This window comes from Bradyrhizobium sp. USDA 4510 (assembly GCF_054059095.1).
In genome coordinates, this window is the sequence record NZ_JBSSBT010000001.1 from 3,172,471 (window position 1) to 3,194,617 (window position 22,147).

The 22,147-nt window shown below is 65.4% G+C and carries 20 protein-coding genes and 1 pseudogene; 9 read left to right on the forward strand and 12 right to left on the reverse strand.

All coding sequences use genetic code 11. From position 1 onward, the window contains the following. Nucleotides 1-69: 69 nt before the first annotated feature. From ACVMDN_RS14200 to ACVMDN_RS14210, 3 genes and pseudogenes are all read right to left on the reverse strand, one after another. Nucleotides 70-863: pseudogene (locus tag ACVMDN_RS14200) on the reverse strand (sigma-70 family RNA polymerase sigma factor). A 59-nt stretch (nucleotides 864-922) separates the two neighbouring features. Beyond that, nucleotides 923-1,390 (reverse strand): carboxymuconolactone decarboxylase family protein, encoded by a 468-nt coding sequence (locus ACVMDN_RS14205; RefSeq protein WP_057019801.1) that lies wholly within the window; start codon nucleotides 1,388-1,390, stop codon nucleotides 923-925. Between the two features lie 91 nt (nucleotides 1,391-1,481). After that, nucleotides 1,482-3,194: a hypothetical protein gene (locus ACVMDN_RS14210; protein ID WP_456843643.1), complete on the reverse strand. Its 1,713-nt coding sequence runs from the start codon at nucleotides 3,192-3,194 to the stop codon at nucleotides 1,482-1,484. A gap of 216 nt (nucleotides 3,195-3,410) precedes the next feature. Here ACVMDN_RS14210 and ACVMDN_RS14215 point away from each other — a divergent pair, with 216 nt between their 5' ends. Further along, on the forward strand, nucleotides 3,411-3,584 hold the full coding sequence (locus ACVMDN_RS14215) for a hypothetical protein (RefSeq protein WP_456843644.1): 174 nt from the start codon (nucleotides 3,411-3,413) through the stop codon (nucleotides 3,582-3,584). A gap of 155 nt (nucleotides 3,585-3,739) precedes the next feature. On the opposite strand, the gene ACVMDN_RS14220 is transcribed toward ACVMDN_RS14215, so the two are convergent. After that, entirely contained in the window at nucleotides 3,740-4,600 is an 861-nt protein-coding gene (locus ACVMDN_RS14220) for a DMT family transporter (RefSeq protein WP_141342091.1), read from the reverse strand. Then, complete coding sequence (locus ACVMDN_RS14225) at nucleotides 4,597-5,142, reverse strand: MarR family winged helix-turn-helix transcriptional regulator (RefSeq protein WP_456835143.1); 546 nt, start codon at nucleotides 5,140-5,142, stop codon at nucleotides 4,597-4,599. The genes ACVMDN_RS14220 and ACVMDN_RS14225 overlap by 4 nt, the downstream gene beginning before the upstream one ends. Nucleotides 5,143-5,323: 181 nt before the next feature. Between ACVMDN_RS14225 and ACVMDN_RS14230 the strand changes: the two genes are divergently transcribed. After that, on the forward strand, nucleotides 5,324-6,121 hold the full coding sequence (locus ACVMDN_RS14230; protein WP_076831799.1) for a DUF899 domain-containing protein: 798 nt from the start codon (nucleotides 5,324-5,326) through the stop codon (nucleotides 6,119-6,121). A 129-nt stretch (nucleotides 6,122-6,250) separates the two neighbouring features. Here the strand turns inward: ACVMDN_RS14230 and ACVMDN_RS14235 are convergent, their stop codons facing one another. Beyond that, nucleotides 6,251-7,150, reverse strand: coding sequence for a LysR family transcriptional regulator (locus ACVMDN_RS14235; protein ID WP_141342088.1), 900 nt, complete (start codon nucleotides 7,148-7,150; stop codon nucleotides 6,251-6,253). 103 nt (nucleotides 7,151-7,253) lie between these two features. Here ACVMDN_RS14235 and ACVMDN_RS14240 point away from each other — a divergent pair, with 103 nt between their 5' ends. Both ACVMDN_RS14240 and ACVMDN_RS14245 read left to right on the forward strand, forming a co-directional pair. Beyond that, nucleotides 7,254-8,036, forward strand: a complete 783-nt coding sequence (locus tag ACVMDN_RS14240; protein WP_456835142.1) for a GNAT family N-acetyltransferase — start codon at nucleotides 7,254-7,256, stop codon at nucleotides 8,034-8,036. Next, nucleotides 8,033-9,226, forward strand: a complete 1,194-nt coding sequence (locus tag ACVMDN_RS14245) for an MFS transporter (protein WP_456835141.1) — start codon at nucleotides 8,033-8,035, stop codon at nucleotides 9,224-9,226. The genes ACVMDN_RS14240 and ACVMDN_RS14245 overlap by 4 nt, the downstream gene beginning before the upstream one ends. Before the next feature lie 20 nt (nucleotides 9,227-9,246). Here ACVMDN_RS14245 and ACVMDN_RS14250 read toward each other — a convergent pair whose 3' ends face one another. Beyond that, a complete protein-coding gene (locus ACVMDN_RS14250; RefSeq protein WP_456835140.1) occupies nucleotides 9,247-10,686 on the reverse strand; it encodes an MFS transporter in 1,440 nt (479 codons plus the stop codon). A 125-nt stretch (nucleotides 10,687-10,811) separates the two neighbouring features. Here ACVMDN_RS14250 and ACVMDN_RS14255 point away from each other — a divergent pair, with 125 nt between their 5' ends. Next, a complete protein-coding gene (locus ACVMDN_RS14255; protein WP_456835139.1) occupies nucleotides 10,812-11,723 on the forward strand; it encodes a LysR family transcriptional regulator in 912 nt (303 codons plus the stop codon). A 181-nt stretch (nucleotides 11,724-11,904) separates the two neighbouring features. Here the strand turns inward: ACVMDN_RS14255 and ACVMDN_RS14260 are convergent, their stop codons facing one another. Then, entirely contained in the window at nucleotides 11,905-12,813 is a 909-nt protein-coding gene (locus tag ACVMDN_RS14260; RefSeq protein ID WP_253639927.1) for a LysR family transcriptional regulator, read from the reverse strand. Nucleotides 12,814-12,949: 136 nt separating this feature from the next. Here ACVMDN_RS14260 and ACVMDN_RS14265 point away from each other — a divergent pair. Further along, a protein-coding gene (locus tag ACVMDN_RS14265; protein ID WP_141343507.1) for an IS630 family transposase occupies nucleotides 12,950-13,892 on the forward strand; the annotation gives its coding sequence in 2 pieces (ribosomal slippage) (nucleotides 12,950-13,288 and nucleotides 13,290-13,892; 942 coding nt in all). 203 nt (nucleotides 13,893-14,095) lie between these two features. Then, the gene (locus ACVMDN_RS14270; protein WP_456835138.1) at nucleotides 14,096-15,607 is read left to right on the forward strand and encodes an MFS transporter; all 1,512 of its coding nucleotides are present in this window, start codon (nucleotides 14,096-14,098) and stop codon (nucleotides 15,605-15,607) included. Between the two features lie 51 nt (nucleotides 15,608-15,658). Here the strand turns inward: ACVMDN_RS14270 and ACVMDN_RS14275 are convergent, their stop codons facing one another. Both ACVMDN_RS14275 and ACVMDN_RS14280 read right to left on the reverse strand, forming a co-directional pair. Next, entirely contained in the window at nucleotides 15,659-16,063 is a 405-nt protein-coding gene (locus tag ACVMDN_RS14275; RefSeq protein ID WP_456835874.1) for a cupin domain-containing protein, read from the reverse strand. 96 nt (nucleotides 16,064-16,159) lie between these two features. After that, nucleotides 16,160-16,561, reverse strand: a complete 402-nt coding sequence (locus ACVMDN_RS14280; protein ID WP_456835137.1) for an Ohr family peroxiredoxin — start codon at nucleotides 16,559-16,561, stop codon at nucleotides 16,160-16,162. Nucleotides 16,562-16,709: 148 nt separating this feature from the next. Here ACVMDN_RS14280 and ACVMDN_RS14285 point away from each other — a divergent pair, with 148 nt between their 5' ends. Further along, entirely contained in the window at nucleotides 16,710-17,177 is a 468-nt protein-coding gene (locus ACVMDN_RS14285; RefSeq protein ID WP_057019810.1) for a MarR family winged helix-turn-helix transcriptional regulator, read from the forward strand. A gap of 32 nt (nucleotides 17,178-17,209) precedes the next feature. Here ACVMDN_RS14285 and ACVMDN_RS14290 read toward each other — a convergent pair whose 3' ends face one another. Together ACVMDN_RS14290 and ACVMDN_RS14295 are read right to left on the reverse strand one after the other, a co-directional pair. After that, complete coding sequence (locus ACVMDN_RS14290) at nucleotides 17,210-18,550, reverse strand: ATP-binding protein (RefSeq protein WP_456835136.1); 1,341 nt, start codon at nucleotides 18,548-18,550, stop codon at nucleotides 17,210-17,212. Then, a complete protein-coding gene (locus ACVMDN_RS14295) occupies nucleotides 18,547-19,269 on the reverse strand; it encodes a response regulator (RefSeq protein ID WP_141342068.1) in 723 nt (240 codons plus the stop codon). Before ACVMDN_RS14295 ends, ACVMDN_RS14290 begins: the two co-directional genes overlap by 4 nt. Before the next feature lie 284 nt (nucleotides 19,270-19,553). Between ACVMDN_RS14295 and bamA the strand changes: the two genes are divergently transcribed. Beyond that, nucleotides 19,554-22,064, forward strand: a complete 2,511-nt coding sequence (gene bamA / locus ACVMDN_RS14300; RefSeq protein WP_456835135.1) for an outer membrane protein assembly factor BamA — start codon at nucleotides 19,554-19,556, stop codon at nucleotides 22,062-22,064. Nucleotides 22,065-22,147 lie beyond the last annotated feature (83 nt).

A 22,147-nucleotide genomic window follows, 5' to 3' on the forward strand; every position in this document is an offset into this window, starting at 1 on the left:
TCTGACTTTAGTCAGATATCGTCGCCGCGTCAATCGGCCGGCGATCCAGACCGAATGAAGCCATGCCGCCTAGTGCAGATGCCGCAACTTGTCCGGGTTCCTCACCAGATAGATCGCCACGACCTTGCCGTCCTCGATGTCGAGCGCGGTGGTCGACAGCTCGCCGTCGGTCTCGAGCGTGATGAAGCCGGGCAATCCGTTGATGAAGCCGGTGCGAACCAGGTGCGAGCTGTGGTTGCGGAAATGCGCCGCCAGCGATTCATGCAAGCGCATCACGGCATCGAAGCCGAGGATCGGCTTCTTCGCTGCCGGACGCTTGCCGCCGCCGTCGGCATGCACGCTGACATCGGCCGCCAGCATGGCACCGAGCGCCTTCATGTCGCCGCTGCGCGATGCCGCGAAGAAGGCCTCGGCGAGCGCGATGCCGCGCTGCTTCTCGATCTGGAAGCGCGGGCGCGCCTCGCGGATATGGTTGCGCGCGCGGCCGGCGAGCTGACGGCAGGTCGCCGGCGTTCGCTGGATGGTTGCCGCGACCTCGTCGAAGCCAAGTCCGAACACTCGTGCAGCAGGAAGGCCGCGCGCTCCAGCGGCGACAGCCGCTCCAGCGCCAGCATCAGCGGCAGGGTGACGTCATCGTCCTGCTCCTCGACGACGGGATCCGGAAGCCACGGGCCGACATAGGTCTCGCGCTGGCGGCGCGCGGATTTGAGCTGATCGAGGCAGAGCCGCGTCACCGTGCGGCGCAGGAACGCCTCCGTCTCGCGCACCTCGCTGCGGTCGGCCTTCATCCAGCGGATGAACGCCTCCTGCACCATGTCCTCGTCATCGGCCACCGAGCCGAGCATGCGATAGGCGACGCGCATCAGCCCGGGACGCAGCGGCGCGAAGTCAGCCGCTGCGTCGTCTCGTGCCGTTTCCGCGGTCACGCCGCGGCCATCCTGGCCTTGATCACGTGCGGATCGACGAAGCCGCCAAAGCCGACCGCGATCCGGTTCCAGCCGTTGATGATGTTGATCAGCAAGGTCACCTTGACCTGCTCCTCCGGCGTGAAATGCGCCTTCAGCGCCTCGTAGGCCGCGACATGGGTGTGCTGCTCGCAGATCCGAGTCAGGGCCTCGGTCCAGCCGAGCGCGGCGCGCTCGCGATCGGTGTAGCAGGGCGCTTCGCGCCAGGCCGACAGCAGGTAGATGCGCTGCTCGGTCTCACCCTCATCGCGGGCGAATGTCGTGTGCAAATTGATGCAATTGGCGCAGCCGTTGATCTCCGAGGCGCGAATCTTCACGAGCTCGGCGAGCTTCGGCTCGAGGCTGGAGGAGATCGCGACCGACGCGTCGAACCAGATCTTCATGATCTTGGGGGCGGCGGCGAGCGGATCAAGTCTGACAGTCATGGTCGGTTTCCCTGGGTTGGTTGACGACATCATGACGAACGAGGAACGGCGAATGTGACATGCCGGCGTGATATTTTCATCTGCCGCGGCGCTATTGGGGCGCGAGATCGCTCGCCGCTTGGCGGAGTTCTTGCAGCAGCTCTGTTTCCCATCGCGAAGGATCCGTCAGGAACCGCGCGAGATTGTCGAAACAATAATACCCGAACTCCGACTTCGATCGCGCGGCGGAGGTCGCGGCTGCGCGCGCCAGCAATCGCGCCGCGTACTGCTGCGCCGTCATCAGGCTCGCCGCATGCTCGGCCATCTTCGCCATTCGCCAGAGCGCGGCGTGATCGATGGCATTGCCGAGGTCGCCGAAATAGAATTGCTCCGCGAGCTCCAGGCGAGGACTCGCGTCGCCTGCGTTCTCCAGCATCAACGGAGCGATCTTCTCGAAAAAGAAGTTCTCGTGATCGGTATCGACCAGCCCGTAGTAGCGCAGCAGGACATCGTTGCTCGTTTTATCCAGGCGCGCGAGGCACCAGGCGGCGTAGCCCAACAGCGCGGTCGGAATCTCGTCTCCGTAAGGATCGTACCAGGCGTTGGCATGCGGTCCGATGTGCGTGCACGCCGCGTCGATCAGCCCGCGGATCGCAGGTGCGGCGCCGGGGCAGTGCTTCGCAACATGCGAGAAGAACTTCTTCTCGTTGAGCCGCTTGCCGTCGCAACGGAACACTGCCTGCAGGTGGTTGTCGTAGGGACGCTCGTTGATATCGGGACCGATCTGCGCCGTGAGCGCATCGATGGCTGCGACACAATCGGGCTCGCTCATCGAGGCGAGATCGACGGTGTAGGTGCTGAACCGCCTGGCGAGCGTCTCGGCCTTCTTGGCGAGCGCGGCATCCTTGTCCTCTTCTTGCGGCTCGGGTGGCGCGGGCCTGAAATGATCCTCGGTTACGGGCACCGCCCGGACGCGGTGTACCGGATCGCCTGGCGCGCCGGAGACCGTCACCATCCCCTCCGTGAACCGCATATCGAGGCGACGGTCGGGCAGGGGCGTCGCCTTCGACCAGCCGCGGGCGCGTGCCAGCCAGGGACGGTCGTCCATCCCGAACCGCTCCAGCATGATCTTGGGCGAAACCGTCCCGTCCACACCGACGCAGGCGACGAAGTCATGCCGCTTCAACCAGAAAGTCTGGCTATCGCCTTGCCAGCCGATCACGTCGCGCTCGGAGAGTTCGAAGTCGCGGAGATTGCTGCTGACATTGGCGTAGTGGCTATTCGGATCCGGCCACAGATCGGGATGCGATTTCGCGTTGATCTGGTTGGTCGTCAGCGTGGCCTCGCGATCGAGTAACTGCGACACCTTGCGGTAGATCTCGCCTCGCCGAGGCGGCAATCCCTGCTTCCGTCTGTCGAGGTCGAGCTGGGCCGTGTCGGGCAACCCTTCCGCCTGCATCCACATCGGCGCGACGGAGTGCAGCCGCCGGAGCGGAAAGGCCTGCCATATCTCGACGGCAAAGCTGAAATACTCCCGCTGCGCCGTGGTGTCTCTGCCCAGCAACCGGGAGACGAGCGAGCTCTCCTCGGTAATCATCGGGAGCCGGGAATTGTCGGCGCGCAGCCAATAGCGGCCGCACGGGCTCGAGCGGATCAGGAACGACCTCGCCCGCGATCCCTCGCAGCTCGACACATCGTGATGGCCCGTCTGCGGATCGATGCGCAGCAACAGTGCAACGATTCCGTTGTCGTGCCGGAACGCGGAAACCAGAATCCGGCCAGCCTGGTCCAGAACCGGCGGGCACAGCGAGTTGCCGCTCGGCATGTCCAGAACCGAGCGGACGATCGCCCTGCGCTCGAGGTCGATGACATGCAGGTCAGTCGCGTTCGCGGCGTGATAAAGAGATAGACGAACCGGCCATCCTTGCTCTGGAGAAATCCGTAACTCAGATAATCGTCGCGCGCGTCCTTTCCGTCGTGGCCGCGCGCCCAGGGCGTTTGCAGCCGATCGACGAGTTGGCGACGCGCGAGATCATAGAAGATGAATCTCGCGTCGGTGTTGAAGAACCAGGCGATGCCATCCGGCAGCAGCCCGGCATTCCGCGCGGGCCGCTGGCCGAGGGCAGGACGCATGATCCAGTCATCCTGGCCGTCGGCCTGGATTGCGAAGTACTCGGTGTTGCCGATTTTGCGGATGGAATTCACCATCGGGTAACCCTGCGAAGCCGCCTCGTCGTCCCGGATTGCTTCTTTATATGCGAGCCGGACAACGTCCGATTAATGCGATCGGGAAATAAGAGGTTGACCGGCCGGCGATCGCCGGCGCGGGACAACTTGCCGCATGCCTCTTGCTGTGCGCCGACGAGCCGGTCAATCGCGCGCCAGCACCAGGACGTTGCCGGCGAGGATCGCGACGGCGCCGGCGAGCACCGGCCAACCCAGCGCGAGGTGTTCGAACAGCGCCGACAGCACGAGCGCGACGAGCGGCACCAGCGCAAGCGTATAGGCCGCGCGGCCAGGACCGAGCCGACGCACCAGCTCGAAATAGAGCATGAAGGTGATGCAGGACGCGGCAATCGCAAGATAGAGGAAGCTCGTCACGTAGGAGGGCGAGATGTCGGCCGCAAACGGCGTGCCCGTCGCGGCGGCCCACAGCGCGCTCGCTGTCGCGCCGACGAACGCGCCCCAGCCGAGCACGGAGACGACAGGCAGTCCGGCGCGCTGGTTGCGCGCACCGACCGTTGTCCCGGCGCCGGTTGCGATGGCCGCAGTGAGCGCCCAGGCGAATCCCGCAAGCGGCGCGGCGCCATGCGCGGCGACGCCGGGCAGGAAGATGATCGCGAGGCCGAGAACGCCGCACAGCGCGCCCCACACGAATCCGGAAGAGATCGGCACACCGAGCACGGCACGCGCGATCACGGCCGCGAACAGCGACGATGTCGACAGCACGAGCGCGGCAAGCCCGCTCGGCATGCGTGCGGATGCCTCATAGAAGGCGATGAAGGCAATGGCGAAGAACAGCAGGCCCTGCAACGCGACCGCCGGACGGTCCTTGCGCGGGATCGAGAGCGTCACGCCGCGCATCCGGCCGTAGCCGAGCAGGATGACGCCCGCGAGCACCATGCGCAGCGCGACCGACCACGGCGCGGGCGTCACGCCGGCCTGCATCGCCGTTGCCAGCGCGCCGCCGCCCCAGAGCAGCGCGGTCACTGCGAACAGCAGGGCCGTCATGGCGCGCCGGCGTCATCGCGCAGTGCGCGCCAGCCGTCGGCGTCGATCCGCGCGCTTGCTCCCTCAAGCCGGGTGAGGGCGGAATCGAGCGTGGCGCGTTCGCTCTCCGACAGCCGCGCCAGCAGCCGCGCTTCGATCGCGCTGCCGAGTGCGGCGATCCGGTTGAACGCGGCCCGGCCGCTGCGGGTGATGCTGACGGCGGCGAAGCGCCGGTCGGACTTGCCGGAGCGTCGCACCGCGAAGCCGAGCTCTGTGAGCTGGCCAATGCCGCGGCTGACCGCGAACGGATCGAGCGCGCAGGCGCGGCCGATCTCGGAGGCGTTGGCCGCGTCGCGCTCGGCGATAACGGCGAGGATGCGCCAGCCCGCCTGGCTCAATCCGAACGTCTCGCCGTAGAAGCGCTCGAGCGGTCGGGCGACCTGCGCCGCGACCAGGAACAGGCGGTAAGGCAGCCAGGCGCTGAGCTTGAGGCCATCATCGGACGCGGGGGCAGCGGTTTGCTTCATGCCGGCGAGGTTCGCATAGTTAATTGCAAAGTGCATGCATATCACAAATATGATGATGCGGTCTGACCACCTGCGCGAAAAATCCCGACACACTTGTCACTCCCGCTCGCCAACGCTGCCGAGCCAGATTGCGGCATGGCCAATGACGAACGGCCGCCGGCGCTGGAACCGCGCTCGGGGAGCGGAGTTCGTCCAAATCGGAGATGGAGAGACCATCATGAATAAATCAGCTGAAAACGATCGCGGCGGACTGGCGGCGATGCAGACACCACCCGTGGTGTCGCGGGAAGCGTGGGAGGCGGCGCGCCTGGAGATGCTGGTGAAGGAGAAGGCCCAGGTGCGGGCACGCGACGCGCTTGCGGCGGAGCGGCGGCGGATGCCCTGGATGGCGGTCGAGAAGCCATATGTCTTCGAAGGACCGAACGGCAAGGCGAGCCTGCTCGACCTGTTCGAGGGCCGCCGGCAGCTGATCATCTACCGCGCCTTCTTCGAGCCCGGCGTGTTCGGTTGGCCGGACCATGGCTGCCGCGGCTGTTCGCTCGGCGCCGATCAGGTCAGTCACCTCTCCCATCTGAATCAGCGCGACACCACGCTGGCTTACGCCTCGCGCGCGCCGCAGGCGGACATCGCGCGGCTGAAGGCGCGGATGGAGTGGGACATGCCATGGTACACGATCACCGACAGTTTTGACACCGACTTCGGCGTTGCCGAGTGGCACGGCCACAACGTCTTCATCCGCGACGGCGAGCGGATCTTCCGCACCTATTTCGTCAACAGCCGCGGCGACGAGGCGATGGGTACGGTGTGGAGCTATCTCGACATCACGCCGCTCGGCCGCCAGGAACTCTGGGAGGACTCGCCGAAGGGTTATCCGCAGGGCCCGACCTACAAATGGTGGAACTGGCACGACAATTACGAAGCCGAGGCCACGCCGAACGCAAAATGGGCGGCGGTGACCGATGCCGGCGAGGCCGCGTTCCGCAAGATCGCGGAGCAGGAGCGCAAGGCGACGTAAGGGGTAGAACGGGGAGAACGCGCGGCGTGCTTCCGAGGGCTTCGGTTTTGATTGGATCAGAACCGAAGCTCCCGCTTCTTGTCTTGCCTGCTTTCTTGACGTGGACCGGCGTCCGCCTCGCTCGACGCTCTAGCGGCCATTGTCCTTGGCCGAGAGTGCCTTCAGCGCTGACAAGGTCTGCCGCAGCCCGCGATCGAGGCGCTTGTCGCGGCGGATCACCACCGCGAGCCGGCGGTAGAGCTTTGGTGACAGCGACCGGACGACCAGGTCGCGCTGCTTGGTCCTGGCGGGGACGGCCATGCCGGGCAGCACCGCACAGCCCAGCCCGGCGCGCACCATCTCCTTGATCGCCTCGACGCTGCCGAGCGACATCAACGGCTTCAAGGACACGCCGCCGCGGGCCAGCCATTCGTCCGCGGTGCGCCTGGTGTTGCCGCCCGGCTCGAACAGCAGCACCGGCCTGGTCGCAAGCACCTCCGGCGTGATCCGCGCCGGCAGTGGCATGTCGCGGGGCGCGATCAGCACGAACTCGTCGTTCACGACCGGCGTGATCTCGAAGCTGCGCCCCGACACCGGCAGCGTGACAAGCGCGATGTCGATGGTGTTGTCCTCGACCGCCCGGGCGATCTCCGCGGTGTTGCCGGTCGTGACGGTGATCTCCAGCGAGGGCAGCGCGGCGCGCAGCTCCTTCAGGATCGGCGGCAGCAGGAAGATGCAGGCGGTCGCACCGGTGCCGAGCCGCACGCGGCCTGCCGTTCCGGTCGTTTGCTGTGCAACGGCGTCGACCGCCGACGCCACCGCCGCATTGATCTGATGCGCATGGGAGAGCAGCGCGACGCCGGCGGCGGTCGGTCTGGCCTTGCGTCCGACCCGCTCGATCAACGTCGCATTCAGGCTGCGCTCGAGCTGGCGCACCTGCAGGCTCACCGCGGGCTGCGTGAGTTGCAGCCGCTCGGCTGCCGCCGAGAAGCTGCCGCAGTCGATCACGACTGCGAAGCTTTCGAGATAATCGAGGTTGAGGTTTTTCATCAAAGTATCTCTTATGCCGTGCATAAGCTGTCAAAGCTTCACTTATATAACGCCGAGGCGCATAGTCCGGCAAGCGACGGCTTCGGCAGACCGGGAGCAGGCATTGTCCGCCCTCAAGTCCATTGGCGGTGTCATCGTCGAGCTGGGGCGCTATCTTGCGGTCTCGCCGCATTCGCGCATCCGCCGCCGGCAGGCGCTGCGCGAGCTCGATGATCGCCTGCTGGCGGATGTCGGACTGTCGCGCAGCGATGTCGAGATGAGCCCGTGGTGCCCGCAGCGTGCACCGACGCGCCGTCGAAGCACGGGCATGATGCCGCAAGACGAGGCAAGGATGAGAGACAACGAAGACACCGTGATTCGCGACGCCACAGAGGTCGACATGGCGGAGGTGCAGCGCATCTACGCGCACCACGTGCTCAACGGGCTGGCGACCTTCGAGGAAGTGCCGCCGACACTCGACGAGATGCTCGAGCGCCGTGCCGCCGTGCTGGCCGCTGGGCTGCCATATATCGTGGCCGATATCGACGGACGGGTGGCCGGCTACTCCTACGCGACAGCGTACCGGCCGCGGCCGGCCTATCGCAACACCATTGAAGACTCGGTCTACGTGTTGGAAGCCCTGCGTGGCCGCCGCGTCGGTGCGGCGCTGCTGCGGGCGCTGATCGAACGGTCGGAGGCGGGACCCTGGCGGCAAATGATCGCCGTGATCGGTAACAGCGGCAACGCCGGATCGATCGCGCTGCACCGTCGCATGGGCTTCGAGATGGTGGGGACGCTGAGGTCGGTGGGCTTCAAGCTCGGGCAATGGGTCGACACCGTGCTGATGCAGCGGCCGCTGGGGCCGGGCGCTTCCACGCTTCCGTCAGACAGGGAAACGGCCCGGTGATCGCACGCCGGGTCGTGATTGCCCTCGGGCTGGCTCAACTGATCTCGTGGGGCGCGACCTACTATCTGATCGGCGGGTTCGGCGAGCAGATCGCCGCGGATCTCGGCTCGAGCCGCGACATCGTCTACGGCGGATTTGCCGCGGCGCTCTTGGTGATGGGCGTGACGTCGCCCCTTGCGGGCAGGTGGGTGGACAAAAGCGGCGGCCGGCAGGTCATGGTCGCGGGGGCGGTGATCAACGCGCTCGGCTGCGCGGGTCTCGCGCTCTCGCACCAGATCGGCAGCTATTTCGCATCCTGGATCGTTCTTGGCCTCGGCATGCGGCTGACGCTGTACGATGCGGCCTTCGCGGCGCTGGCCCGGATCGGCGGGCCGGAGGCGCGCCGTGCGATGTCCGGGATCACCTTGCTTGGTGGCTTGGCCGCCACCGTGTTCTGGCCGCTCGGCCATACGCTATCGGACCATTTCGGCTGGCGCAGCGCGGTGCTGGCCTATGCCGGCATTGCGCTATTGACGATCCCGCTGCATCTGCTGGTTCCGAACCAGCGATTTGCCGGCGTGCCGGGCGCTGCTGCGGTGGCATCGAGGCAACCGCGCGCGGTGGGGCGGCGGCAGCTTGCAGCGGCGAGCGGGCTCTATGCCGTAATCATGACCGGCGCGAACTTCCTGAACGCCGGCATGTCCGCGCACATGATCGCGGTGCTCACCGGCCTCGGGCTCACCGTCACCGTTGCGGTCTGGATCGCAACGCTGCGGGGGATCGGGCAATCCGCCGCGCGTCTCTGCGAAGTCCTGTTCGGCGTCCGGCTCGATCCGCTCGCGCTCAACCTGATGGCCTGCATGATCATGCCGCTCTCCTTCATCGCCGGCCTGTTCAGCGGATCAGCGCGGGAGATGGGGATCGCGTTTGCGCTGCTCTACGGCGCCTGCAACGGCATTCTGACCATCACCAGGGGAACGCTGCCGCTCATCCTGTTCGATCATCGCAGCTATGGCACGCTGGTCGGCCGGCTCATTGTCCCGAGCTTCATCCTGCCGGCGGCGGCGCCGCTGATCTATGCAATCGTGATCGACCGGTTCGGCGATGCGAGCGCGCTCTATCTCTCCACCGGTCTCGCCCTGGTGACGCTGCTTGCCGCCATCCTGCTCAAGCTGCTGTTTCCGCCGCCGCTCGCGGCCGCGAAGCAATAGCCGCGTCGGCGGTGTCGATCTCAACCCGCCGCCGGCTCGCGCGGCAGCCACAGCGACAGCCAGCCGCCGAGCGCCAGCAGCGCGACATTGCAGCCGAGCGCGATCGTGAAGGCGTGCGCGTAGTCATCGGCCAGCGGATGCGGCCCGAGCAGGCTGTAGAAGACGCCGCCGATAATCGCGACGCCGAGTGCCGCGCCGATCTGGAAGGTCGAGATCATCATGCCCGACGCCAGCCCGGCATGGCGCGGATCGATGCTGCCGATCACGGCCTTGATCACCGAGGGCATCACGGTGCCGAAGCCGAGCCCGCCGCAGATCAGGCCGAATTCGAGGCTTTGCGGAAGCGCGCCGCCGACCGACAGCATCACGACACCGAAGCCGACAACCTGGAGCGCAAAGCCCAGCGTCAGCGTGCGGGCACCGAGCCATTGCATCACCAGCGATGATACCAGCGAGCTGACGAAGAAGCCGGCGGCAAAGGGCAGGGTGGCAAGGCCGGCTTCCAGCGGAGATTGGTGCAGGCCATTTTGCAGGTAGACCGCGAAGGTCAAATAGAACGACGACAGCATGTAGAAGGCGAGCGCCATCACCAGCCCGATCACGAAATCGCTGTTGCGCAGCAGATGCGGCGCGACCAGCGGATCGCCGCCACGGGCTTCGAGCCGCGCCTCGAAGCGGACGAAGGCGGCGAGCATCAGCGGAGATGCCAGCAGCATCGCGACGATCCAGATAGGCCAGCCGGATTCCCGGCCCTCGATCAGCGGATAGACCAGAAGGCCGAGCGTGAGCGACAGCAGGATGACGCCGCCGACGTCGAGCCGCTGCGCGTGCGCGGCGCGCGAGTCGGCGAGGTACAGCAGGCCGCCGACGAAGGCGGCGAGGCCGATCGGCACGTTGATCAGGAAGATCGCCTGCCAGGCCAGTCCGAACGGTTGCGCCGAGACGAGGACGCCGCCCAGTAGCTGGCCGCAGATATTAGCAAGGCCGAAGGTCGCGCCATAGAAGCCGAGCGCGCGGCCCTGTTCGGCCGCCGGAAACAGCACGCGGATCGAGGCAAGCACCTGCGGCGCCATCACGGTGGCGGTGAGGCCCTGCAGGACCCGTCCGGCGACCAGCATGGCCGGTGACCACGCGATGCCGCACAGCACGGATGCGATCGTGAAGCCAGCGACGCCGATCAAAAACATCTGCCGCCGCCCCAGGAGATCGCCGAGCCTGCCGCCGGTGATCAGGAAGACGGCGTAGGTCGCAGCATAGGCCGAGATCACGAACTGCACCTCGCTCGGGCTGGCGCCGAGATTGTCGCGAATGACCGGCAGCGCCAGGTTGACGACATTGAAATCGAGGATCGGCAGGAAGGCGCCGGTGAGCAGCACCGGCAGCGCCAGCCATCGCCGCGGGTCGATCGTCGCCGGCCGCGCGGCGTGCAATTGCAACGTCTCGGTGGTCTCGCTCGTCACCTGCCAGCTCCTCTCGGCAATCGACGGCGCCCTCACGAGGGGTGTCCGTCGGTTGAACGTCCGGGAAGATGGCCTGTCCGTTTGTGATAAGATATTATCCAGCACTGCGAAGTGAGTTTGCAAAAATGCACAGCGTCATCGACTGGAACGACCTTCGGCTTGTCCTCGCGGTCGCGCGGGAAGGCAGCCTCTCGGGGGCGGCGCGCCGGCTCGGCGTCACGCATTCCACCGTGTTTCGTCGCCTCGGCACGATCGAGGATGCGAGCGGAACGCGGCTGTTCGAGCGCTTCCGCGACGGCTACGCGCCGACGCCGGCGGGCGAGATCGCGGCGGCGTCGGCAGCCCGGCTCGAGGACGAAGTGCTTGCGCTCGAGCGCAAGCTGGCGGGGCAGGACCTCAGGCCGTCGGGGCCGGTGCGGATCACGACGACGGACACGCTCGGCGCGGTGCTGATGCGGCATCTGCCGGCGATGCGCGCCGCGCATCCGGAGATCCAGCCGGAGATCATCATCTCGAATGCGATGGCGAACCTGACGCGCCGCGAGGCCGAGATCGCGATCCGGCCGACACCGGCGCCATCCGAACTGCTGGTCGGACGGCGCATTGCCGATATTGCCCATGCGGTCTACGGATCACGCGCCTATCTCGCCCGCCGCGTCGACAGGGATTTGTCGGTGCACGACTGGATCGGGCTCGACGATGCGCTGGCGGGGACCGTTATCGCCAGCTGGATGCGCGAGAACCTGCGTTCGGCGCGGACCACCTGCCGGGTCGATGCGCTTCCGGCGCTGCGCGATGCCGCTGCGGCGGGACTGGGGCTTGCCCTGCTGCCCTGCTATGTCGGCGATCTCGCGCCCACGCTGCGCCGCCTGACGCCGAAAGCACTCGCGGAGCCGCGCTCGGCGCTGTGGCTATTGACCCATGACGATCTCAAGCGCACCGCGCGCATCCGCGCGACGCTCGAGTTTCTCGCCAGGGCGCTCGCCTCGGAGCGTGCGCTGTTCGAGGGAAAGCGCGCCGGAAGCGCGCGCCGCTAGTGTCCCGAATCCGAAGTTCGCATCATTTGCCGCACCTTCGGAGCGAACTTCGGATTCGATAAGGACACTAGCAAACTGATGATTCTAGTGTGCTTTATGAATGCGAAGTTCGTGAAAGTGGCTGCCGCGAAATCGCACGAACTTCGCATTCAGCACACTAGAGGGCCGGCGCACAGATCGTTCAGGAGCCGACAACTTCCGTGACGGTATGGATTTCCTCTGCCGCGCGATTGGCAGGCATCCGATGATGCTCGCGAAAGGCACCAACGATCGTCTTCAGCACCGCGCGTGATTTTGCATCTGACAGCGCCGACAGCAGCATGATCTCGGACGGCGGCAGGGCAGGCAGGCCGAGCCGCCCGCTGACCTCGATCGTCCCGGCCGGGGCGAGCCGGCGCGAGAATACCGACGTAGCGAGGCCTGCGGCGACCGCATCGGCGACGGCAAAGGACCCGCAGCCGAGGAAAGTTTCCGTCCACGGGATGCTAGCCGCCGCCAGCGCGCGCGTCGCGATGTTGAGCACGCCGCAGGACGGCGAGGAGGCGGCGAGCCGCAGCGGCTCGCCCGCGCGATGGACGAAGTCCGGCGTGGCGAACCAGCCATAGTGATCCGTCGCCAGCATTTCGCCGTCGCGGCGGTCGTCCTCGCGGCGGATGATGGCGGCATCGATCTCGCCGCGATCGAAGGCGTCGAGCAGGTCGCGGGAATCCTCGAGCCGGACTTCGATGGTGAGCGCCGGGTCGTGCGCATGCAGCCGCGCCAGCAAGGTCGGAACCTCCGCGCCTCCGACATGGGTGGCAATGCCGAGCGAGAAGCGACGCGGGCGCACGGGCGACAACGCCGCGACGGCGCGATCATGCGCGCCGAGCAATTCCTGCGCCGGGGCGAGGAAAGCTGCGCCCTCCGCCGACAGGCGCACCCGGCGCGGTGTCCGTTCGATCAGCCTGTGGCCGAGCTGGCTTTCCAGCCGCTTCAACTTGACGCTGATCGCGCCCTGCGTGGTGCCGAGTGTTTCAGCGGCGCGCGTAAAGCTCTTGAGGTCGGCGATGGTCACGAATGTCTTCACGGTGTCGACGTCGAGCGTGGTCATGTCAGTCATCCGGATTTGTTGTCTCTGAAATATCTAGAGCGGTTTCCAGTTGAGGTGAATCGGAACAGTCAAAGGGGATTCCCACGGGCACGCAAATCAGATTCGGTGTTGCCCGCGACAACATGCGGGGCATGCGATGGCGAAGGGATACTCCAAGGACCTCAGGGTGCGTGCGGTTGAGCTTGTTGAGTCCGGCGAAAGCGCACGTGAGGCTGCGCGCATTCTCAATCTCGGCGCTTCGACTACGATCCGATGGATGGATCGTTGGAGGAAGACCGGAAACGTTGAGGCCAAGCCCGGCACCGGGCACAGCCGCTCGCCGTTGGAGCAGCACAAGCAGTGGCTGATCGAGCTGATCGCCGCGGAGCCGGACCTGACGCTCGAGGAGATCCGCGCGCGTCTGCGCTCTCAGAGAAAGCAAAAGGCCGGCATCGGTTCGATCTGGCGTTTCTTCGACCGTCACAGCATCACCTTCAAAAAAAACACTGCACGCCGCCGAGCAGGATCGACCTGACGTCGCTGCCGAGCGTGCCGCGCTGAAAGCCGAGCAGCCCAAGCTGCGTGCACCGCGCCTCATCTTTATCGACGAGACTGCGGTCACGACGAAGATGGTCCGGCACTATGGGCGCTCTCCTCGCGGTGAGCGCCTCGTCTCTGGCGTGCCCCATGGTCACTGGAAGACGCTGACGCTTGTCGCCGCGCTGCGCATCGATGGCCTCACGGCGCCCTATGTCATCGACGGTGCAATGGATGGGCCCTCGTTCCTGGCTTATGTCGAGCAAGTCCTGGCGCCGACCTTGCGCAAGGGCGACATCGTCTTCATGGACAACTTGCGCACTCACAAGATCGCCGGTGTCCGCGAGGCGATCGAGGCTGTCGGCGCCCGCGTGCGTTATCTGCCGGCCTACTCGCCCGACCTCAATCCGATCGAACAGGCCTTCTCCCGGTTGAAAGCTGCGCTGCGCAAAGGCGCCACCCGCACGGTCCAAGCCCTGCTCAAACTCATCGGCAAACTCGTCAAGTCGTTTGCGCCGCAGATGTGTGCCAACTACTTTAGGCATGCTGGATACACCAGATGATCCACATCATGTGGAAAATGCTCTAGTCATCCAATTCACCAATGCTCAAGCCATGACTAGCTTTGCGTTGTGAAGCGCCGTGGCCACCCGATTCCTGCCGCTGCTGCCTCAATACATCGTGAGTCGATCGACCGAGGCTGCTGCCAGCACCCTGGCAACAGCGTGCGGTATGCCGTTGGCTTGCCACAACAAAAGGCCTGATCATGTCTACTGAACTGAGCCGCCGCGGCGCTGTCGTGCTGTCTGCCGTATGCCTTGCTTGCCTGATGTTCGGATTGGAGATTTCCAGCATCCCCGCGATCCTGCCGACGCTGGAGCGAGTGCTGCATGCCGACTTCAAGGCGCTGCAATGGATCATGAACGCCTACACGATCGCGGTCACCACGGTGCTGATGGCGATCGGGACGGTCGCGGACCGCTATGGACGCAAGCGCATCTTCCTGGTCGCGATCGCGGCGTTCGGCATCACCTCGCTGATCTGCGGCATTGCCTCGAGCGTCGAAATGCTGATCTTCGCCCGGTTCCTGCAGGGCCTCAGCGGCGGCGCGCTCTTGATCTGCCAGATCGCCGTGCTCTCGCACGAATTCCAGGGCGGCCGGGTGCGCGCCGTCGCCTGGGGCTGGTGGGGCGTCATCTTCGGCCTCGGCTTCGGCCCGATCATCGGCGGCGCCGTTGTCGCGGTGCTGAGTTGGGAGTGGGTGTTCCTCGTCCACGTGCTGTTCGCGGCCGCGGCGTTCGTGCTCACGGTCGGCGGTGTGCATGAATCGAGGGACCCAAAGGCCAGCAGCCTCGACGTCGCCGGTATCGTGACGATGTCGGTCGCGGTGTTCTGCCTCGCCTTCTACATCACGCAGGGGCCGGATCTCGGCTTCGTCAGCTTGAAGGGGCTTGCGATCCTCGGCGTCTCCGCGGCGAGCTTCGCCGCGTTCCTGGTTGCCGAGAGAATCAGCCGGCGGCCGATGTTCGACTTCTCTGTCTTTCGGATCCCGGCTTTCTCCGGTTCGATCGTCGGCTCGGCGGCGATGAACCTCAGCTACTGGCCTTTCATGATCTATCTGCCGATCTGGTTTCATGCAGGCCTCGGCTATGACAGCGTGTCCGCGGGACTTGCCTTGTTGGCCTACACGCTGCCGACGCTGGTGATGCCGCCGTTCGCCGAACGACTGTCGCTGCGCTATCAGCCCGGACTGATCATTCCGGTGGGGCTGTTCACGATCGGCGCCGGATTCATGCTGATGAAATTCGCCAGCGCCGCCGCGCAGCCGGACTGGCTGACGATGCTGCCCGGCTGCCTGCTCGCCGGAATTGGCCTCGGCATCACCAACACGCCGGTCACCAACACGACGACCGGCTCGGTCTCGAGCGACCGCGCCGGCATGGCCTCGGGCATCGACATGAGCGCGCGGATGGTTTCGCTTTCGGTCAACATCGCGCTGATGGGCTTCATCCTGGCAAGCGGCGTGTTGGCGCATCTGAAGGCGGTGCTACCGGCGCTGGACGGCGCGCAACTTCGCGCGATCGGCGAGCGGATCGCGGCCGGCGACGTCGCAGCCGCGCCGGAGCTGACCGGCCCGGTCGTGCATCAGGCACTCGCGAGCGGCTTCGGCTGGGTGATGCTCTATGGCGGCATCGGGGTGTGGATCATGGCCGCGCTCAGCTTCCTGATCTTCAATGCGCGGCCGGTGCGGCAGGCCGAGGCTCGCGGCACGAAGTGAACACGATGTCGCCGTGCCTGCCCAGGCGCCGGGGCGGGCAGGCGGTACCGGTCACTTCACGAGGGTCAGCAGCGGCTTGTCCTTCTCGACGATGTAAGTCGCAAGCTCGCTGGCGGTGACGTCGCCGACATTCCTCGCCGCATGGACCGTGCCGGCGGGAATGAACAGCACGTCGCCGGCCTTCAGCCTCGCCGGCGGCCTGCCGTCGACGTCGTATTCGAGGGGGCCGGCGAGCACGTAGATGATTTCTTCGCCCGGATGCGTGTGGCGGCCGAAGCCCTTGCCCGGCGCGATGTCGACCCGCACCTGCACGGCTTCACGTCCGCCGACGCTGAGGTCGTGGCGCTGCAGGTCGGTTCGCGTGAAACCGGCCGGTTGCTGCGCCTGTGCGCTCGGTATGGTCAGGAGGCTTGCGGTGAACAAGGCCGTCCTTGCGAGCAGGCGCGTTGCCTTCATCAGCTTGCTGGTCATCTTGAACTCCAGTCTTCTGGACTTGCCCGACCGCGAGCCGGCAAGCGGCCGGCCCGCGTCGGAGATCGTCATGTGCTCGTTTCAGACGAGGGTGGTCGTGACTTCGATGTTGCCGTGGACCGCCTTGGAGTAGGGGCAGATGCCGTGCGCGGCTTCGATCAGCTCCTGCGCGACCTCGCGCTCGACGCCGGGGACGTGGACGTTGAGGCGGGCGCTCAGGAAGAAGGCGCTGCCGGCCTGGTTCAGATCGATCTCGGCGTCGACCTCGGGCTCGCTCGCGAGCTTGACCTTGCGCTGACCGGCGGCGAGCTGGATCGCGCCGATGTAGCAGGCCGACCAGGCGGCCCCGAACAGGTTTTCCGCGGCGGGGTGCGGCTGCGGCAGCTTGACGTCGAGGAAGCCGTCGCGCGAGCGGGCGGCGCCGTTCGGGCCGGCGGTGACGTGGGTCTTTCCAGTGACGAGAACCTTTGCATTGGCGGTCATGGCGAGCTCCTTTGGGATGAATATAGATCGTGTCCGATCTAATCGTGTGCGTGTCGAAATAGGCTTCAGGCTTGATCGTGTCAAGCACTTCCGATTTAATCGGATACGATTTATATGGATCGCGACATCACAAACTCCGGAGACGCCCGTGACCCGCACCTCCAAGGCCGAGACCAAGGGCCGAAAACTCTCGAATTTTCTGTGCTTTGCGGTCTATTCGGCCAATCTGGCCTTCGGCCGCGCCTACAAGCCGATCCTGGATGCGGTCGGCCTGACCTACACCCAATACATCGCCATGGTGGCGCTGTCGGAGGCGGACGAGCAGACCGTCAGCGCGCTCGGCGAAAAGCTGTTTCTGGAATCCAACACGCTGACGCCGATCCTCAAGAAGCTGGAGCAGAGCGGCTATATCAGCCGCGTCAGAGATCCCGCCGATGAGCGGCAGGTTCGCGTGAGCCTGACGGCGGCAGGCCGGCGCCTGCTCGACAAGGACATCAATGTGTCCCTGGTCGAAGCCACCGGGCTCGGAGACGAATTTCCCGTCGTGCAGAAGACCGTCGCGAGGCTGCGCGACAATCTGCTGCGCAACACACGCGCCGATCCGAGGAAGGGATGATCCTGCGGGCCAAACCCGATCCTGAATTTGCTCTAGCCAACGAGCTCAGGAACTGCGGGTCGCGACGCGCTCGTCCCACTTCGATCCGATCCAGGGTGCACGGGCCCCGGCAATTTGATGCGAACAAGAAGGCCGTGCCGCGTGTTGTCGTGCAGCGACAGCTGGCCGCCATGCCCGCACACCATGGCCTGCGCGATCGAAAGGCCAAGTCCGAAGCCGCTTGTCTCGTCCATGGTGCGGGCCTCGTCTCCGCGGACGAACGGCTTCAGCATTTCGGCCCGGCGGTGCTCTGGAATCCCCGGACCGTCGTCCGAGACATCGATGGTGGCCTGATCGGCTGACGCGGTCAGCCGGATATCGACTTCGCTACCGAACCTCAGGGCGTTCTCCACCAGGTTGGTCACGGTGCGGCTGATCTCGCTCGGGCGGATCAGGAGCGAAGCCCTGTTCGGGCCCTGGTAGCGCACGACGTGACCGCAATCGGAGAATTGCTCGCAGATCGTCTGCAGCAGCGCAGCGACGTTCACAAGCGTCGGCTTCGCCGCGCTGCCGCCGCTCAGGAATGACAGCACGGATTCCAGCATCGCCTGCATCTGATCGAGGTCGTGCAGGGTCTCCGCGCGCTGGGCATCGATTTCGATATATTCGGACCTGAGCCGCAACCGGGTGATCGGCGTGCGCAGGTCGTGACTGATGGCGGCGAGCATGCGCGTGCGGTCATTCATCAACGTGGTGATGCGTTCGCGCATGCGATTGAGCGCGACTGCTGCGGCGCGGATTTCCTCCGGGCCGGTCTCCGGCAGCGGCGCGGCCGCCTGGCTGATGCTGAAATTCTCGGCGGCGCGGGCGAACGCGGACAGCGGCGCGCTGAGCGCGCGGCCGGCCCACACGCCGAGCAGCGTGACGCTGACGAACAGGAACAGGAATGTGCTGACCCAGAATCCGCCGAAGAAGGGCGGCATTTTCGTCGGGCCGATCGTCGCTTCGAACAGGGCTCCGTCCGGCAACCGAGCCGCCGCCGGCGCGGTCTTCGAGGAAAACTCGTCGATATCGTCGACGCCGGGCGGCTCTGACGAAGCACCGTCAGACGAGCCCGGACCTGCGTCGCGCAATGTGAGGTGCAGGCGAGGAAAGGCTCGATCGGCCGCGCGCAACAGCGTTGCGCGATCGGCCGCAGGGGCCTCGGCCAGAAGCTTGGCAACCAGCTGGAACTGATGGATCGGCCTGTCCGCGAACGATCTCGGCTTCTGGCTGACGAAATAAAGCCCGATCAGCGCATGGATGAGCACCAGCGACAGCAGGATGAGCGCGGCGATCTGGCCACTGATCCGGTGGAAGCTGAAAAGCGCGGCAATCCTGCGGGTCCAGCTCATGCGTCCTCCACATGCGGTGTGAAGATGTAGCCGCCGGTGCGTACCGTCCGGATCACCGACGATCCTTCGCTCGTATCGAGCTTGCGGCGAAGCCGGCTGACCAAGACGTCGATGCTGCGCCCGAATGGACTGGCCGGCCGGCTGCGCGTCATGGTCAAGAGGCCATCGCGCGTGAGGATCCGGCCGGGTCGCTCGCAGAACACCTGCAGCAGGTCGAACTCCGCGCTGGTCAACGGGACCTGGGCGCCGTCGGGATCGCGCAGTTCGCGCAGGCGAAGATCGATGGTCCAGTCCTGGAAGCGCAGGCGCGCGGCGCTTTGGCCCGAGCGCCCGGCAAGGCCGGCCTGGGCCTGGCGGCGCAGCACCGCGTTGATCCGCGCCAGCAGCTCACGCGGATTGAACGGTTTGGCGAGATAATCATCCGCGCCCATCTCGAGCCCGAGGATCCGGTCGAGGTCCTCGCCTTTCGCCGTGAGCATGATGATCGGGATCGTCGAGTCGCCGCGCAGGCGGCGACACAGGGTCAATCCATCCTCTCCGGGCAGCATCAGATCGAGGATGACGAGATCGAGCGAATGCCCGGCGAGGTAACGATCCATTTCCCTGCCATTCGAGGCCGTGGCCACCAGGCAGGATTGGTCGCGCAGGTAGCGGGCAATCAGGTCTCTGGTCGGCAGATCGTCTTCGACGATCAGGATCTTTGGAGTGTGTGCAAGCATGGTCAGCGACTAGGTCCTGTCAAAGTCATGTTGTGCGCGATCTGGTGCGCGCTCAGCCACCAATCGACCAGCATAGGCGTCGCTTGTGGGCGGCATTGCGCCTTTTCGTAAGCATAGTGTTTCTGAACTGTAAGCGTCGCTCGCAGCCCGAAACAATTCGCGATGCTGGCTGCGTCGCGTCGCGCTAACAGTCCCAAACCACTGGAAATAATTCCGCAATCCTGCAGCCACACCGCAGCCATCACCATCCCGACACAACGGGGGGCTTGTTCGCGAGGTGTGGAATGAACACGTGGCGGGGCTTTGTCGCGGCGATCGTGCTGTCGGGCTTTTCGATTCCGGGGGCGCCGGTGATATGGCCATTGTTGGCTCCGGCGGCGGCCCAATCGCTTGATGCGATCACGGTCGAAGGCAACCGGAGGGTAGAGGCGGAGACCATCCGCTCCTATTTCAGGCCGGGGCCCGGCGGCCATCTCGATCAAGCTGCCATCGACGACGCCCTCAAGGAACTGGTCGGGACCGGGTTGTTCCAGGACGTCATGATCAATCAGGCGGGCGGCAGGATCGTCGTTTCCGTGATCGAGAATCCAGTGATCGACCGCGTCGCGTTCGAGGGCAACAAAAAGATCAAGGACGAGCAGCTCTCGGCCGAAATGCAGTCCAAGCCGCGGGGCACCCTGTCGCGGCCGATGGTGCAGTCCGATGCACTGCGGATCGCCGAGATCTATCGGCGCTCAGGCCGCTACGACGTGCACGTTACGCCGGAAATCATCGAGCGCTCGAACAATCGCGTCGATCTCGTCTTCACCGTCGACGAGGGAGCGAAGACCGGCATCAAGACCATCGCGTTCATGGGCAATAACAGTTTTTCGGCGGCGCGCCTGAAAGACGTGATCAAGACCCATGAGACAAACTTCCTGAGCTTTCTCGGCAATGCCGACATCTACGACCCGGATCGGGTCGAGGCCGACCGTGACCTGATCCGCCGCTTCTATCTGAAGCACGGCTACGCGGACGTCCAAATCGTGGCAGCGCTCGCCGAGTATGATCCGGAGCGCAAGGGCTTTCAGGTGATGTTCAAGATCGATGAGGGGCAGCAGTACCGCGTTGCGACGGTCAGTTTCCGCTCGAACATTGCGGGCTTCGATCCGACGACGCTGCGTTCATTGTCGCGCGTCGGCGAAGGCTCGCTCTACAATGTCGAGGCGGTCGAGAAGTCGGTCGAGGACATGCAGATCGAAGCGTCACGCCGCGGTTACGCCTTCGCGGTGGTCCGTCCGGACGGCGCACGGAATTTCGAGGCCCACACGGTGGGGATCATGTTTCGCGTGGAGGAGGGGCCGCGCACCTATATCGAGCGGATCGACATTCGCGGCAACGACCGCACCCGAGACTACGTGATCCGGCGCGAGTTCGATCTCTCCGAGGGCGATGCATATAACCGTGCGCTGGTCGATCGCGCCGAGCGGCGGCTGAAGAATCTCGACTATTTCAAGACGGTCAAGATCACCACCGAGCCCGGCTCGACGAGCGATCGCGTCGTTCTGATCGTCAACCTGGAGGAAAAGTCGACCGGCGACTTCTCCGTGTCTGGCGGTTATTCCACGACGGACGGCGCGCTCGCCGAGGTCAGCATCTCGGAGCGAAATCTGCTCGGCCGTGGCCTGTTTGCCAAGGCAACGGTCAGCTACGGCCAGTACTCGCGCGGCCTGTCGCTGTCCTTTGTCGAACCGTATTTGCTCGACTATCGCGTCGCTCTCGGGCTCGATGCGTATTACAAGGAGCAATTGCCGACGGACTACACGACCTATGGCGTGAAGACGATCGGGTTCTCGCCGCGGCTCGGCCTGGCCTTGCGCGAAGACCTGACCCTCCAGTTGCGATACTCGCTCTATCAGCAGGAAATCTCGCTCGATAGCGCCTACGCGAACTGCAACAACAATCCGTCCAACCCGTTGCTCGCGTTCAATCCGACGCCTGCCTACATCCAGAGTGTGCTCGGCGGCGTCGATCCCACCAACTCGGTCTCGTCGGGGCTGTATGGATATGGCTGCTACGGCGACGGCGAATCCACCTTGCCGGTGCGCAAGGAGCTGGCCGCAGGGGCGACCTGGACCTCGCAGATCGGCTACACCCTGAGCTACAACACCGTCGACAACAACAAGAACCCGACCGATGGCCTGCTGATCGACTTCAAGCAGGACTTTGCCGGCGTCGGCGGCGACGTGACGTATCTGAAGAGCGCGGTCGACGCGAAATACTACACGCCGCTGGCGTCCGACCTGATCGGACTGATCCACCTGCAGGGCGGCCTGCTCACCAAGGTCGGCGACAATGATCTGCGCATGCTGGACCATTTCCAGATGGGGCCGAATCTGGTGCGCGGCTTTGCCACCAACGGCATCGGCCCGCGCGACATCACCTATGCGAGCCTTGGCGCGGTCGGGGATGCGCTCGGCGGCACCAAATACTGGGGTGCGTCGATGGAGCTGCAGATGCCGTTCTGGTTCCTGCCCTCCGAGGTTGGGCTGAAGGGGGCTGTCTATGCGGATGCCGGCTCGCTGTGGGGTTATCAAGGCCCGACGTCGTGGGCCGCAACCGGCGAGGTGAATACGGCTGCTTGCAAATGCGGCCTTCAATACGACGACGGGAACGTGGTACGAACCTCGGTCGGCGTCGGCCTGATCTGGGCCTCGCCGTTCGGCCCGCTGCGGTTCGATTACGCCGTGCCGATCACGAAGGGCAAGTACGACATCGTGCAGGAGTTCCGGTTCGGAGGCGGGACGTCGTTCTGAGCCGACGGTTGCTCCGCTTGCCGGACCGCGCCGCGGGTTGCGGCCAGCGTGACGCCTGCCATGCCGCCCTGCGGCTTGCGGTA

Bases quoted from the DNA above. Each gene is read 5' to 3' on its own strand.
- ACVMDN_RS14210 (WP_456843643.1), bottom strand. From the start codon at position 3,194: ATGCCGAGCGGCAACTCGCTGTGCCCGCCGGTTCTGGACCAGGCTGGC.
- ACVMDN_RS14260 (WP_253639927.1), bottom strand. From the start codon at position 12,813: ATGACCACGCTCGACGTCGACACCGTGAAGACATTCGTGACCATCGCC.
- ACVMDN_RS14295 (WP_141342068.1), bottom strand. From the start codon at position 19,269: ATGCTTGCACACACTCCAAAGATCCTGATCGTCGAAGACGATCTGCCG.
- ACVMDN_RS14235 (WP_141342088.1), bottom strand. From the start codon at position 7,150: ATGAAAAACCTCAACCTCGATTATCTCGAAAGCTTCGCAGTCGTGATC.
- ACVMDN_RS14225 (WP_456835143.1), bottom strand. From the start codon at position 5,142: ATGCACTTTGCAATTAACTATGCGAACCTCGCCGGCATGAAGCAAACC.
- ACVMDN_RS14205 (WP_057019801.1), bottom strand. From the start codon at position 1,390: ATGACTGTCAGACTTGATCCGCTCGCCGCCGCCCCCAAGATCATGAAG.
- ACVMDN_RS14280 (WP_456835137.1), bottom strand. From the start codon at position 16,561: ATGACCGCCAATGCAAAGGTTCTCGTCACTGGAAAGACCCACGTCACC.
- ACVMDN_RS14255 (WP_456835139.1), top strand. From the start codon at position 10,812: ATGCACAGCGTCATCGACTGGAACGACCTTCGGCTTGTCCTCGCGGTC.
- bamA (WP_456835135.1), top strand. From the start codon at position 19,554: ATGAACACGTGGCGGGGCTTTGTCGCGGCGATCGTGCTGTCGGGCTTT.
- ACVMDN_RS14270 (WP_456835138.1), top strand. From the start codon at position 14,096: ATGTCTACTGAACTGAGCCGCCGCGGCGCTGTCGTGCTGTCTGCCGTA.
- ACVMDN_RS14220 (WP_141342091.1), bottom strand. From the start codon at position 4,600: ATGACGGCCCTGCTGTTCGCAGTGACCGCGCTGCTCTGGGGCGGCGGC.
- ACVMDN_RS14275 (WP_456835874.1), bottom strand. From the start codon at position 16,063: ATGAAGGCAACGCGCCTGCTCGCAAGGACGGCCTTGTTCACCGCAAGC.
- ACVMDN_RS14230 (WP_076831799.1), top strand. From the start codon at position 5,324: ATGAATAAATCAGCTGAAAACGATCGCGGCGGACTGGCGGCGATGCAG.
- ACVMDN_RS14215 (WP_456843644.1), top strand. From the start codon at position 3,411: ATGAATCTCGCGTCGGTGTTGAAGAACCAGGCGATGCCATCCGGCAGC.
- ACVMDN_RS14290 (WP_456835136.1), bottom strand. From the start codon at position 18,550: ATGAGCTGGACCCGCAGGATTGCCGCGCTTTTCAGCTTCCACCGGATC.